The organism is Clostridium pascui, assembly GCF_016908015.1.
Classification (GTDB): domain Bacteria; phylum Bacillota; class Clostridia; order Clostridiales; family Clostridiaceae; genus Clostridium_AK; species Clostridium_AK pascui.
Window position 1 is genome coordinate 560,017 of the sequence record NZ_JAFBDB010000002.1, and the last position, 15,149, is coordinate 575,165.

The window sequence follows — 15,149 nt, forward strand, 5'->3', positions numbered from 1 at the left end:
ATTTGGAGGTAGTATGTCTGAAGTAAAGAAGGATATAAAAACTGCAGCTAAGTACAGTATAATTATTACAATTATATTGGTAGTTAGTAAGATGACAGGTTTTTTAAGAGAGTTTATAGTTGCAATACAATTAGGAGCAACTAGAGAATCCGATATATTTAAGATTGCAAGTACTATGCCACAGGTATTTTTTAGTGCTGTGGCGGCGGCTCTTGTAACTACGTTTATTCCTATATTTTCAAATGTTAAATCTAATAAGGATGAAGCAAACAAGCTTTTTAATAATGTATTAAATATAATAACCATTTTATGTGTGGTTTTAACCGTTATAGGAATAATAGTTTCCCCTCAATTGGTAAAGCTATTTGCTGGAGGAATTAAGGGACAGGATTTTTTGTTAACTGTTGATATGACAAGAATAATGATGCCATCTATAATATTTTTGGCAGTGAGTGGATTATACACAGGATATTTGCAGTCCTATGGAAAGTTTGTTCAGCCATCTTTAACTGGAATTGTAGCCAATGTAGTTATAATAATAGGACTCATAGTATTTTATAAATATTATGGTATAACTGCTGCAATAATTTCAGTATTTGCCGGGGCAATAGCACAGGCTTTAACACAAAGACCTTTTATGGGAAATGATTATAAATATAAATTTTACATAGATATTAAAGACCCTAATGTAAGAAAAATGCTTGCATTAGCTATACCTATTTTAATAAGCAGTGCAGTATCTCAAATAAATATTATGGTATCTAAAAATTTTGCATCTAATTTAGTACCAGGAAGTATTTCGGTAATAGATTATGCAAGTAAATTTAGTACTATAATAAATCAGGTATTCATTGTAGCTATAACTACAGTACTATATCCGAAACTTACAGAAAAATATGCTATAGAAGATCATAAAGGATTTAGAGAACTTTTTGTTAAGTCTGTGAATATGGTAGTGCTTGTTACTATTCCACTGATTTTTGGACTAGTAGCTTTAAGTGAACCTGTAATTAAAGTGGTTTTAGAGCATGGAAAGTTTGATAGTAATGCTACTAAAGTTACGTCATTATGCCTTAAATACTTAGCATTTTCTGCTTTTGGCTATTCGCTAATGGATATTTTGGGCAAAGTGTTTTTTGCCATGAAAAATACTTTTGTACCTATGATAAATGGATTTATATTAGTTGTAGTAAATATATTATTTGTAATTATATTAGCACCCGTTATGGGGGTAAATGGTATAGCTCTAGCTACCACTTTATCTGTAACCATTTTAGCTTTAATATTATTTATTGAGCTTAAGGCACGAATTAAGGAAGTAAGCTATCTTAAAATTTTTATAAATTTTATAAAGATGGCTGCATCAGGATTAGTCATGTATGAAGCAGTAGTTTTAGCTTATAATATGCTTTATAAGTTAATGCCTCAAGGTAATTTGTTTATAGTATCAAATATAATAATTTGTACTATAATAGGTGCATTCATATATGTAATGATGCTAGTAATATTGAGGGTTGAAGAAATAAAAGGATTATTAAAGAATAAAAAATTAAAATAAGAATTAGGGGAGATAAATAATGATTAAAAAAAATATAAGGTATTTAGTATATACCATAATCATTATAATATTGATTTCAGTATCAGCATTTTATAGGATGAATTTTTATGAAAGTTATTATGGAGAAAGACAATTGTCTCCTGAATTAAAAGATAAAACTATAATAAGATTATGGATGAAAAAAAGCATTATATCTCCTACAAGATCTTATCAAATAGAAAAGTTTAATAATACTAATAAGGACAACATACATATAGTATTCTCTGAATATAAGGAGGATTATTATAATGCTTTAAGAACTACTCTTGCATCAGGTCAGGGACCAGATATATTTGAATATGGGTTTAATGCTCTAATGAAAAACGATCAAGTTGCATATTTAGATGAAATAAATATGAATCTTAACAAAGTAAATAAGGATAACATCGTATATTATAAGGATAATCCTTTAGGTATTAAACTTATGGAAAATAACGTGAAGTTTATCTGGAACAAAGAAATATTTGAAAAAGCTGGACTAGATCCTAATAAACCCCCAAAAAATTGGAGTGAATTAATAGAGTACTCTAATAAAATCAAAAGTAAGTTTCCGGATATCACGGCATTTGCATTTCCATTTAAGGAATATGAAGATATGAATATTGCTATAGGTCAGCCTAGTGTAAATTCAGATACAATTTATACAACTTTTTGGAATTATAAACAGGGAAAATACGACTTTAGTTATTCAACAGATATATTAAATATATATAAAGATTTATATTCAAATGGTATATTAGAAGAAGATTTTGAGAAAAAGTCTAAGAATCAATTGAGATCTGAATTTTATCAAGAAAAGATAGGAATGATGATAAGCACTTACGAAGACAAGGCATATTTTTCTAGTATATTACCATTAAGTTTTCAGGTAGGAATTTCAAACTTAATGCAAGTTGATGAAAAAAGCAAGAGTAAATATTACTATACAAATAACTCCAATTTTTTAGTTTTAAATAAGGCTTCTATAGAAAAAACAAAAGATGATACAGAGCAAAGTATACAGGAAAAAACAAAGAAAACAGAAGCTATAAAAAAGGTATACGAGTATTTAGTAAGTAATGAAGTGAATAATGAAATTTTGCAAACAAGAAATGCATTGCCTATTAATGTTGATAATACTATGATAAGTAATGATGTTTATTCAGGATATAATGATGTTAATGATTTTTCTAATCAGAGGTTAGATCCTACTATATTTTTAAGTAGAAATTCAAGATATGAGTTGAATCTAGTTTTAGATGCTATAAAGTCTAAAAGTAGTGTGGAAAAGGTTATTGAAGACTTAAATAATCAATATAAAAAATATTATGATTTTGCCATAGATAAAGAAAAATTTGATTTTAAATATTATAAAATAAAATAATAGGAAAACTGAGATTGGAGCAGTGAAGTAAATGGAAACATATGTAGATTACTTCAAAAATACAATTAAGGATTATTATAAAATAATAGTAGGATGTTTTTTGATTTCTTTGATAGTATCAATTATGCTAATGAAAAGTATAGGAATGGGCACCAGCCTAATGTTATTAGCAGCGTTATTTCTATTATTATTAGATATAATATTAATAAAAAAGGATAGAAAACTATCTATCTTGATGTTTATATTATTTTTACCTATTTATACAACGGTAAGAAGAATAGTGTATTTTGATGTGTTTTTTTTAAGAGTTACTTTTGAAACAATTTATATGCTAGTACTTTTCATATTTAGTTTTAAAGATATAAAAGTTAAGATTGCAAGTTATTATAAAAACGATAAAAGAAACTTTAATTTTATTGTCTTGATATTGGCATTTTTAATCTTTTGTATCAATAGCAGCTTTTTTTCTCCGAATTTAATGAAGGGGATAAGCGAGGTACATATAGGTATTGCAACACCTATAATGTTCTTATTAAGCTTCATGGCATATTTTAATGAGGACGATAAAGAGAAAGTGTTCTACGCTTTAATATTAGCTTTAAGTTTTAGTTGTGTATATGGATACTTGCAATTATTTAGCAGGGGAATTTCTTTATCAGCTATAAAGGCGAATAGAATTTACTTAACTTATGGTTTTCATAACGTTAATATTTTCGCAGGTATACTTATTACTGTATTTCCTCTTTTACTAGAGTTAGTGTTATATAAAAAGAATAGTTTAAGAAAACAAGCATTTTTAAGTCTTATGCTTTTAAACTATGTATTTGCTATATTATTAACATTTAGTAGAGGGGCATGGTTGTGCTTATTAATTACTGTATTTATAGCTTTACTAAGCAAAAAGTATAGAAAGGTATTATATATAGGATTAATACCATTAGTGATTGGATTTAAGCCGATATTTTCCTACATAATGAATAGGGGAACAACTACATCATTTTTACAAAACGAATCCGCAGTGGCAAGACTACAATCAATATTTACTGATTTAGTTATGATTGCGAAATATCCCTTTGGTATAGGGGGAGGTAACTTTTCTATTGCATATAAAAAATTTGCCTTTCAGGGATATTTAGCAATGCCTGAGAATATAAGATTTAATGCAACAGTTGCTCATTATCCCTTAGAACATGCACATAATATTTTATTGCAAATTGCAGTGGAGTTTGGAATAGTTTCTTTGATAATATTTATAGCAATTATATTAAATAGATTAATAATATGCTTTAAAAATTATTCATACAATAGACCTTTGATTAATTCAGTATTTATATATGTTATATTTTCTACTTTGACAGGGAATGAATTTAATCATAAGGGAGTAATAACAGGAACTCTCGTGATATTTATAATTTTTGGTTTAATTTCTATACTTAATGAAGAAAGTAAAAGCTAAAAAAACTAATTAATTTCAGATTATAGGAGAGATTTAGATGAATAATAGTAACCTTACAGTGTCTATAGTAATTCCTTGTAGAAACGAAGAAAATTATATAAAGAAGTGTTTAGAATCTTTTATAAATCAATCCTATTCTAAGGAATTATATGAAATACTTGTTTGTGATGGCATGTCAACGGATAAAACAAGAGAAATCATAAAAAGTTATATGAAGGAATATTCAAATATAAAGATTATAGATAATGAAGGATTATCAGCACCTAAAGGAATGAATAAAGGAATAAACTACAGCAAAGCTGATGTAATAATAATATTTGGAGCTCATGCATATGCAGATAGGGATTTTATAAAAGAAAATGTAAATGCTCTTATTAAGAATAAAGAGGTAGGATGCGTTGGCGGACCTATAGAAACTATTAATGAAGATAACAAAGGCAGAGCTATTTCCGCTGCAATGAGTTCTCCCTTTGGTGTTGGAAATGCCTTATTTAGATATGCTAAGGAAGAAATGTTTGTTGATACAGTTGCCTTTGGGTGCTATTTTAAAAATGTGTTAAATAAAATAGGATATTTTGATGAAGAGCTTGTGAGAAATCAAGATGATGAATTAAATTTTAGGGTAATAAAAAATGGATATAAAATATTACTATCACCTAAAATAAAATCTTACTATTATAGCAGATCTTCTTTAAAAAAGCTCTGGAAGCAATACTATCAGTATGGATTTTGGAAAGTAAGGGTAATGCAAAAGCACGGAAGACCCGCATCTATAAGACACTTAATTCCAGCATTATTTGTTACTACAAATATACTAGGAGTAGGGTTAGGATTATTTTATAAATGGATACTTTATTTATGGTTTTTAGAAGTATTTCTATATTTGATAGGAGATATTATATTTTCATCAAAGCTAATTAAAAATAATAAGGGTATATTTCCATATATATTTTCAATATTCCCCATTCTTCATCTAAGTTATGGGTTAGGATTTGTAAATGGAATATTCAACTTTTTCATATTTAAATCTAAAAAATCTATTGAAAAAAATACAAAAATGTCAAGATAAATATAATAAGCACACAGATATTGAAATTTTACAATACCTTGTGTGCTTAATTTGTGTATAATATATAGAGAGACATTTTGATAAATCGACATGTGTTTGAAAGGAGAATAAAAATGGAAACAAGCACTAGAATCTTAAGCTTTTTATTATACATATATATGATTGTATTACCCATTGCTCCAAGCAAGTTTAAAGTTGGTAATATTCCATTTAATGGGGATATATTATTAGCTTTACTTATAGTTTATTATTTAATTATGATTGTAGTATTTAAAACTGTTCGAAATAGATTTCTGTATGGATTAAAGGACTTTTTCACAAATTATTTGACTATATTTATATCTTTACTAATATTTATAATGCTAATTTCTATATCCTATTCTACAGATAAAAAATTAGCATTAAGTGAAAGTATAAGATTTGGTACATATGGAGCATTGTTTTTTATAATAAAATATGAATTAAATAACAAGTATATTTCAAATAATATACTAAAGCTATATATTTACGTAGTTAGTTTAGTAAGCTCTATAGGCATACTTGAATATATATTAGGTGTAGGATTTATACAAAAAAGTGAACATGGAATAAGAACTAGAATTTTTTCTACTCTAGAAAACTCTAACAATTTGGGTGCTTTTATGTTAATAGGATTTTTCCCAATGGTAATGTTAATGTTAAACGAAAAAGAAAAAAGAAGAAAACTATATTTGGGAATAGCAAGTTTATTAACGTTTACAAACATAATATTAAGCTTTTCAAGAAATGCTTGGTTAGCATTAGTAGTAGGAATTGTAATATTATCTTTAACCTATAGTTGGAAGATAATATTAGGCATGGGAGGACTAGGCGTTATATCATTATTAATTCCACAGATAAATAATAGATTATTAGAGTTTACTGATAAAAGCCAAAATTTATCTAGAATAAAGTTATGGGATATTGCATTTATGATGATTAAAGACCATCCTTTTACTGGGGTTGGAAATGGGAATTATAGGGTTATGTATGATATATATAAGTTAAAGTACAAAAAGAAAATAGAGTACTATCCAACAGATAATTTTCATACACACAATGTTTTTTTAAAGATACAATCTGAATTAGGGTTATTTGGAACAGCAGCTTTCTTAGGTATAATTATAAGTATAGTTGTTAACGTAGTAAGATTTATAAAAAGAATTAATATTAAGTTTTATAAGATATTTTATACTGGATTTTTTGCTTCAGTAATATCGTTTGTTTTTATGAATATTATAGATAACTTTTTTTCTGCGCCTAAAGTAATAGCTTTTTTTTGGATTTTAGTAGCTAATTTTGAAGGAATATTATATAAGAATCAAGAGAGTTAGAGGAAGATAATTACTATGAAAATGTACTATAATTTTTTGAATATATTATTGTGTATATATATTTTTTTGTTCATAGCATTGCCAGTTACGTCAAAATATAAGGTTGTGGGATTAAATATACATGTTGTGCTAAGTATACTTATAACCTATTATGCACTTGGAGTCATTTTAAATAGAGAAATTAGAAATAAATCTATAAGTTCAGTTAAGAGGTTTTTTAAAAATAAATGTAATATTGTTCTTAGCTTATGCGCACTATGGATGATATTTAGTATAACCTATTCTGCAGATAAAGCTTCTGCTATATCAGAAGTTGAAATGTATATGAAGTACTTATTTATATATTATTTAATTGAGGATCAAACGCATAACAAAAGATATGTAGATAATATACTTAATAGTTTTATATTTACCTTAATAATAGTATCTATAGTAACCTTTATTGATACTCTAAAAGGAATTGGAATAGAACAAACATCAGAAGGGGTAAATAGAATAAGAGTAGAATCGCTGCTTGAAAATTCCAATAATCTTGGTGCGTTCTTTGTATTATTTATATTTCCTTTTATAATGTTATCTATTTATGAAAAGGAAAAAAGAAAAAAGTACTTGTACATAATAATTTCATTTTTATGCTTATTTAATATAATTGTGAGTTATTCGAGAAATGCATGGATGGCCTTTGGAGTTGGATGCTTACTAGTAGCAATTATATATAATAAAAAGTTTATAGTGCCATTTTTAGGCGTATTTTTAATAGGATTATTAATTCCTGAAATTTCAATGAGACTAACGGAATTTAATGATTTTAGTCAAAATGTTACTAGAATTAAGTTATGGGAAACTACATTGTTAATGATAAAGGAACATGCTTTATTGGGAGTGGGAGTGGGAAATTTTTCCTACCAATATGATAACTATATAAAAAGATTTGCAGAACTTAAGTATTCAGATTATCAAATATTTCATCCTCATAATGTATTTTTGCAGGTGCAAGCTGAGTTGGGTATTATTGGAATGATATTGATTATAAGCTTAATAATATTTATAATTATGAAAATAAGGAAATACATACATGAAACTTCAAGTAGTTTACATAAAAATTTTTATAGAGGATTTTATATTTCTTTTATAGTTTTTATTTTTATAATGAACATGGTTGATGATTTTTTCTCAGCTCCTAAAATTATCTTGATATTTATAGTTATTATATCCATACCAATTAATTCAAAGAATCTTGAAGTTATGTAATATGGAGGCGATACCAATTAATATATTGCAAGTGATAACAGGAAATGATAACGGCGGTGGGGGAAATCATGTTATAAATATATGTTTAAATAATATAAGTGAAATGAAGTGCTCTCTTTGCTTAATAGGAGATGGAATGTTATATGAAAAAGCTAAAGAGCTACATATACCAGCAACCTATTATAGTTTTAAAGAACTTTTAGGCAATAAGTTAGGAGAGTATATTGAAAAAAATAATATAGATATAGTTAATTTTCACGGAGCTCGTGCAAACTTTTTTTATTTTATGATAGCTCATAAAATAAAAGTGCCATGTGTTGTTACAATTCATAGTGACTATAGATACGATTTTATAAACAATAAGTTTAAAAGAATATTTTTTACTCCATTAAGTGCTTTAGGGTTAAAAAAATATAAAAATTATATTTGTGTATCACAGTACCTAAAAAATCTAATAAGTAAAAATAATTTTAAAGGAAATAAATATGTAATACCTAATGGGATTTCTCTAGAAAAAACTTATTTAAAACAAGATAGAGAGTCAATAAGAAATATGTATAATATATCTAAGAATGAGTTTTTATATTCAATGGTGGGAAGAATGCATCCAATAAAAAATCATGAGGGCTTAATAGATGCCTTTTTTAAACTTCAAATTGAAATAAAAGATATAAAATTAATGCTTTTAGGATTTGGAGATTTAGAGGAAACATTAAAAGAAAAGGTTCAAAAGTTAAATATACAGGATAAGGTAATATTTGCAGGATTTAAAGAAAATGTATTAGATTACATAAATGCATCAGATGTAGGTGTGCTAACTTCCTTTAGCGAAGGAGGGGCTCCACCCCTTGCAGTACTTGAAACTGCCTTGATGAAAAAGACAATCATATGCTCTAAGGTTGGAGATATGGAAAGTATAATAGGTGAAAATGAGGGATTTTTAGTAAATCCTTATGATATAAATGACATGTATGATAAAATGAGATGTGCTTATATGAATAAAGAGAAGATAGAATTAATGGGTAAAAATCTTTATAATAAAGTTATACATGAATTTTCATTGGATAACTTTTGGAAAAGATACTTTGATGCGTATAGTAAAATTTTAAGCGGAGTGAATTAGATGAAAGAATCTAAGTTTATAAAAAGTTCTTTAATAGTAATGATGTTTACCATAATAGGGAAGGTTTTGGCTGTAATTAGAGATTCTTTAGTGGCAGCCAAGTTTGGAGCATCAGATATTTCAGACATATATAATTTTTCTATAGGAATAGTATATTTACTTACTACAATAAGTTATGGACTTACAACTACATTCATACCAATGAACACAGAATATATTGAGAAAAAAGAAGAAACCCCTAGAATTAAATTTGTAAATAATACCATAAATATATATGGTGTTTTTACGATATTATTAATATTAGCATTAATAATTTTTACAAAGTATATTGTATTAGTATTTGCTCCTGGATTCAAAGAAAATCAGTATGTATTTAATACTACTGTAAATATTGTAAGGATTATGCTTTTATCATTGCTTTTTATAAGTATTCAAAGTGTTATTACTGGGGTACTTCAATCTCATAATGAATTTTATGAGCCTGCTGCTATGTCACTTGTTTCAAATATTGTATTCATAATTTATTTGGTATTCTTAACAAGTAAGTATGGAATATATGGCTTTGCTTGGGCAACAGTGATAAGCTTCTTAGTGCAGCTTATAATAAATCTTCCTAAATATAAGGCGTTAGGATATACATATAAATGGACTTTTAATATTAAAGATAAGAAATTAATAAGTATGTTTATGCTTATGACTCCTGTTATAATAAGCACTTCACTTATTCAGTTAAATAATTTTATAAATAGAGCGTTTGCAACTAAATTGTTTGTAGGAGCAGCTACAGTACTTGATTACTCAAATAAAATAAATACATTGGCCTATGAGGTTTTTGCTATAGGTATAGCTATGGTTATATATCCATTTTTATCTAGATACGCAGTGAATGGAGTGACAAAAGAATATAAAGAAATTTTATCTAAGGGAATAAATATGATATTACTCATAATGGTTCCCGCATCTATTGCTATAGCAGCACTTAGAGTACCTCTTATAACCTTAATTTTCAAAAGAGGGGCCTTTGACCAAGATGCTGTAAATTTAACAGCAAATGCATTACTATTTTATTCACCAGCTATGATAGCGTATGGATTAAGAGATATATTAAACAAGGCTTTTTATGCAGTTAAGGATACTAAAACTCCCATGATAAATAGCTTTGTTGGAATAATAATAAATGTTGTTATAAACATATTCATAGTAAATTATATGAAAGTTTCGGGGCTAGCACTTGCTACAAGTATCTCTTCTATAATTATTACTTTGCTAATGCTTATAAATTTAAATAAAAAAATGAACGGAATTGAACTGAAAAATATTTATGTTACATTTATAAAAACTTTAGTTTCAGCAGCTATTATGGGTATTATAATAAATATAGTCAGTATTTATTGTGTGAATACTTTTGGAAACAATGCATATGGAAGCTTAATTTCATTACTTGTAAATTTTGTAATAGGATTAACCATATATTTTGTATGTATATATTTTTTAAAAGTAGAAGAAATTTATTATTTTTTTAATCTATTGAAAAATAAAAAAATAAATAAGGAGGAATTTTGCATGCAAAATAATTTAATAGAAATAAATGAACAAAATCATATCAGAAATAAAAAAGGTCAGTTTGCAATAAAGAGATTTATGGACATAGTTCTATCTTTATGTGGCATAATAGTTTTGTCGCCTATATATTTAATTCTTATATTACTTATAAAATTAGATTCTAAAGGGCCGGCTGTATTTAAACAGGTAAGAGTAGGAAAAGACAATAAAGATTTTACTATATATAAGTTTAGAACAATGATTGTGAATGCGGAGAAGAAAAGAAGCTTAGAAATAAATCCCGAGGACATAGGTAATTTTGTTTTCCAGAGTAAGGAAGATAATAGAATTACAAAAATGGGTTCTTTTTTAAGAAAAACCAGCTTAGATGAGCTCCCTCAGCTTTTTAATGTTTTTAAAGGAGACATGAGTTTAGTTGGACCAAGACCTGAAATTCCTGATGTGGTAAAATATTATCCTCCTGAATATTCACAAAGGCTGTTAGTTTTACCTGGAATTACAGGACTTGCACAAGTAAGTGGAAGAGGGGAAATAGAACTTGCTAAAACTATATATTATGATTTAACATATATTAAGAATTTTTCAATATGGTTAGATATAAAAATACTATTTAAAACAGTATTTTCTGTATTTAAAAAAGAAGGAGCATTTTAAGATATGTTTAGCAAGGTATTAGGTTATAAGGTATTTAATAAAGATGAAGAAGAACTTTTTAAATATATAAGTGAATTTAATAAAGTTCATATAATATCTGGAAATCCAGAAGTATTGAATAATGGTCTTAAAAATGAGGAGTTATTTAACAATTTTACTTCTGAAAATTCTATAATCATTCCTGATGGAATAGGAACAGTTATTGCATCTAAGGCATTAAATCAAGGTGTACAAAAAAAGATTGCTGGAATTGAAGTTATGGAAAAGCTTTTGGAAAAGTGTGAAGCTGAGGGAAGAAGCATATATCTTTTAGGAACAAAGGAAGAGGTGCTTCAAAAGTGTATAAGAAACTTAAGAATAAAGCACCCAAGGCTTGTTATTTCAGGAAGCCATAATGGTTTTTTTGATTTGAATAATTGTAGCGAATTAATAACAGAAATAAATACATTAAAGCCTTATGCTCTTTTTGTAGCTATGGGGGCTCCTAGACAAGAGCTATTTATAACTAAATATATGGATGAATTAAATGCAAATATATTTATGGGTGTAGGAGGATGTTTTGATGTATTTGCAGGAGAAGTAAAGAGAGCACCAAAATGGATGATAAATTTAGGACTAGAATGGCTTTATAGAGTGAGTAAGGAACCATATAGAATGAAGAGACTTGGGTCGATTCCTGCATTCATTGCAAAGGCAATATTTAAAAGTTAAATGAAATCTGGTCATGATGTTCGATTATAAAAATAATATTAAATTAAAAAAGCACAAGGGAATTTATTTATGACAACCTTGTGCTTTTTATTTTAAACTAATTTTTATTTAAGTTCTTCAAGTGAAGCAAATCTATATCCCTTAGCTTTTAATTCTTTTATAACGTCATCTAATATTTCAGTATTGGTTTTAGAAACTGCATGTAAAAGCATTATAGCTCCATTATGAGTTCTATCCATTATCATCTTTTTAGCATAGTCATGTGAAGGCTGGTTGTTAATATCCCAATCCTTATAAGCAAAACTCCAGAAAATAGTTTTATAACCTAATTCTTTAGTATAAGAAAGGGAAAGCTCACTATATTTACCCATAGGTGGCCTAAAGAACTTAGGCATATCCTTGCCAGTAAGATCTTTAAATACTTTTGCTGTATTTTCAAGTTCATAATTAAATTTATCAGTACCTTTTAAGGCAGTTGAAGCCATAGAAGGATGGTTAGTTGAGTGGTTACATACTAAGTGACCTTCGTCTACCATTCTTTTAACTAAATCTGAACTTGTCTTTATATAAGGTGTTACTACAAAAAATGCTGCTGGTACATTATTTGCTTTTAGTACATCTAATATTTTACCAGTATAACCATTTTCGTATCCTTCATCAAAAGTCAGATATAAAACTTTTTCATTTGTATTTCCAAGGTAATATCCATCTTGTTTAGTTATTAAATTCAATATGCTAGGGTCAACAGTAGATGGAGTACCATCTTTTTTAGGTATAAAAAACCAATCACGTTCCTTTGTCTCTAAAGTAGTTGTGCTTAACTGAGGTTTAGATTCCTCGGTAGCATTTTTAGAAGGCTGACCAACCTTATTTTCTATAGGCTTTTCTTCTTTTTCTACATATTCATCCGAAGTTTTTTCATCTAAGCTATTCTTAGTTGAAGTATTTTCTTCAGTATTTATTTCTTCTTCTGGAATATATTTTTCATCGCTTTTTATAACATCATTATTTTTATTATCTGGAGAATTACTAGCTTGTTCATTTATTGAAGATGTACCAGGGTTTGTATATACTTTTTCATTACTACTTTTACAACCTATTAAAGAAAAGCAAAGCATGACTGATATTAAAATGGAAAGATGTTTCTTTTTCATATTTAATCACCTACCTAATATATGATATACTTTAGTTTGTGTGTATTACTACTTAATATACGATGGAGAGAGATAAAATGATTGATATATTTTTGGAAAAAATAGACGAGTTATATAATATCATTGTACTTCCAATGGATAATAGTTACAAGATGGAAGCTCTAAAAAAGTACAAAAATTCATTTTTTTTAAAAAATGAAGAATATTTTGGAGAATTTTATTATAATAACTTTGGTAGAGATAAATATAAAGGCGCTATATATACTCCACAGGAAATATCAGAGTATATGATAAAAATGGTTATCTCAAAAAAAGATATAATAAATAACCCATATATTAAAATATTAGACCCTGCTTCAGGATGTGGAAATATACTTATACCTTGCTATAGTTATCTTTATAGTATTTATACGGATAATCTAACCGAAATTAATAAAAAAAATAACTTAGATTTAAATAGAGATAATATTCCAAGTCATATAGTTAAAAATAATATTTTTGGTATGGATATAGATAACGCTGCATTAAAAATACTTCTAATAGATTTATTTTTAATAAGTGGAGAAGTAAATCCTCAAAACTTTAAAAATGAAGATTTTTTGTTAAATGAGATCCAAGATAAATATGAAATTATAATAGGAAATCCACCATATATAGGTCATAAATCTATAGATAAGGATTATTCGGTGAAGCTGAAGAAAGCTTATAAAGAAGTTTATAGCGATAAGGGAGACATTTGTTATTGTTTTTTTAAGAAGACCAAGGAATTATTAAAGTACGAAGGAAAGGTAGTATATATTTTAGCGCGATATTTTATAGAAGCTCAAAATGGAATAAGCTTAAGAAAATATATATCAAATAATTTCTCTGTAAGAGAAATAGTTGACTTTTATGGATTAAGGCCCTTTAAAAATACAGGAGTAGATCCAGTTATAATTTATGCTAATAACTCCAATGTGCAAAATGATATTAATGTTATAAAACCATTAAAGATTAAGGGACAAAATAAAAAAGAGTTTTATGAATCGTTGTTTTTTAACAAAGGACGTAATTATAATAGCTTTACTATAGGAGAACATGCCATAAAAAATAGTACTTGGATACTGAGAAGTAACATGGAGAGAAATATACTTGATAAAATTAAAAGGAAGTGTAGTTTGAAGTTAAAAGACATATGTAACAGCTATCAAGGAATTATAACAGGATGTGATAAGGCATTTATAGTATCTGAGGAAACTATTAAAAATAAAAATCTAGAAATAGATATATTAAGACCCTGGATAAAAAACAGTTATATAGAAAAAAATCATATAAAAAATGTAAAAGAGTACATAATTTATTCTGATTTTATAAATGATGATGAAAGCAAATATATCAATGCGTTAAATCATATAAAACCATATGAATATAAGCTTATGAATAGAAGAGAGTGTAGAAATGGTATAAGAAAGTGGTATCAGCTACAATGGGGGAGAAAACCTGACATTTTTGAAGGTGAGAAGATAATATTTCCTTATAAAAGTAATAGTAATAGGTTTGCATTAGATAAAGGAAGTTTCTTTAGTGCAGATATATATAGCTTGATTTTAAAAGAAGAAAAAAGCTATGATTATAAAACATTATTATTTTTATTGAATAGTAGCATATATGAATTTTACTATCATTGTTTTGCAAAAAAGCTAGGAGAAGATTTATACGAATATTATCCTAATACATTAATGGAATTAATGATACCATTAGAATGTGATATAACCTTTTTAGAAGAAAATGAGTTGTATAAATACTTTGAAATTACAGATCAGGAAAAAAGGATCATTGAAGAAAGTCTATGAGAAGCTAGCAATAGGTAGTTTACA

11 protein-coding genes and 1 pseudogene are annotated in these 15,149 nt (G+C 26.9%); 11 read left to right on the top strand and 1 reads right to left on the bottom strand.

Features of this window, described 5'->3' with window-relative positions; all coding sequences use genetic code 11:
- Positions 1–13: 13 nt before the first annotated feature.
- The 10 genes and pseudogenes from murJ (JOC70_RS07745) (at position 14) to JOC70_RS07790 (ending at position 12,139) form a co-directional block, all read left to right on the top strand.
- The gene (murJ, locus tag JOC70_RS07745) at positions 14–1,558 is read left to right on the top strand and encodes a murein biosynthesis integral membrane protein MurJ (RefSeq protein ID WP_204598307.1); all 1,545 of its coding nucleotides are present in this window, start codon (positions 14–16) and stop codon (positions 1,556–1,558) included.
- Positions 1,559–1,577: 19 nt separating this feature from the next.
- Positions 1,578–2,960 (top strand): ABC transporter substrate-binding protein, encoded by a 1,383-nt coding sequence (locus JOC70_RS07750; RefSeq protein WP_204598308.1) that lies wholly within the window; start codon positions 1,578–1,580, stop codon positions 2,958–2,960.
- A gap of 31 nt (positions 2,961–2,991) precedes the next feature.
- Complete coding sequence (locus JOC70_RS07755; protein WP_204598309.1) at positions 2,992–4,416, top strand: O-antigen ligase family protein; 1,425 nt, start codon at positions 2,992–2,994, stop codon at positions 4,414–4,416.
- A gap of 37 nt (positions 4,417–4,453) precedes the next feature.
- Positions 4,454–5,485 (top strand): glycosyltransferase family 2 protein, encoded by a 1,032-nt coding sequence (locus JOC70_RS07760; protein WP_204598310.1) that lies wholly within the window; start codon positions 4,454–4,456, stop codon positions 5,483–5,485.
- A 113-nt stretch (positions 5,486–5,598) separates the two neighbouring features.
- Positions 5,599–6,837 (top strand): O-antigen ligase family protein, encoded by a 1,239-nt coding sequence (locus tag JOC70_RS07765; RefSeq protein WP_204598311.1) that lies wholly within the window; start codon positions 5,599–5,601, stop codon positions 6,835–6,837.
- A gap of 15 nt (positions 6,838–6,852) precedes the next feature.
- On the top strand, positions 6,853–8,088 hold the full coding sequence (locus tag JOC70_RS07770) for an O-antigen ligase family protein (protein ID WP_204598312.1): 1,236 nt from the start codon (positions 6,853–6,855) through the stop codon (positions 8,086–8,088).
- Between the two features lies 1 nt (position 8,089).
- The gene (locus JOC70_RS07775) at positions 8,090–9,211 is read left to right on the top strand and encodes a glycosyltransferase family 4 protein (RefSeq protein ID WP_207755249.1); all 1,122 of its coding nucleotides are present in this window, start codon (positions 8,090–8,092) and stop codon (positions 9,209–9,211) included.
- A pseudogene (gene murJ, locus JOC70_RS07780) lies at positions 9,212–10,762 on the top strand (murein biosynthesis integral membrane protein MurJ); the annotation flags it as partial.
- A 12-nt stretch (positions 10,763–10,774) separates the two neighbouring features.
- Positions 10,775–11,428: an exopolysaccharide biosynthesis polyprenyl glycosylphosphotransferase gene (locus tag JOC70_RS07785; protein ID WP_204598508.1), complete on the top strand. Its 654-nt coding sequence runs from the start codon at positions 10,775–10,777 to the stop codon at positions 11,426–11,428.
- 3 nt (positions 11,429–11,431) lie between these two features.
- Complete coding sequence (locus JOC70_RS07790) at positions 11,432–12,139, top strand: WecB/TagA/CpsF family glycosyltransferase (protein WP_204598313.1); 708 nt, start codon at positions 11,432–11,434, stop codon at positions 12,137–12,139.
- 104 nt (positions 12,140–12,243) lie between these two features.
- On the opposite strand, the gene pdaA is transcribed toward JOC70_RS07790, so the two are convergent.
- On the bottom strand, positions 12,244–13,293 hold the full coding sequence (gene pdaA / locus JOC70_RS07795) for a delta-lactam-biosynthetic de-N-acetylase (RefSeq protein ID WP_204598314.1): 1,050 nt from the start codon (positions 13,291–13,293) through the stop codon (positions 12,244–12,246).
- Positions 13,294–13,370: 77 nt separating this feature from the next.
- On the opposite strand from pdaA, the gene JOC70_RS07800 reads away from it, so the two are divergent.
- Positions 13,371–15,125 (top strand): Eco57I restriction-modification methylase domain-containing protein, encoded by a 1,755-nt coding sequence (locus tag JOC70_RS07800; RefSeq protein ID WP_204598315.1) that lies wholly within the window; start codon positions 13,371–13,373, stop codon positions 15,123–15,125.
- Positions 15,126–15,149 lie beyond the last annotated feature (24 nt).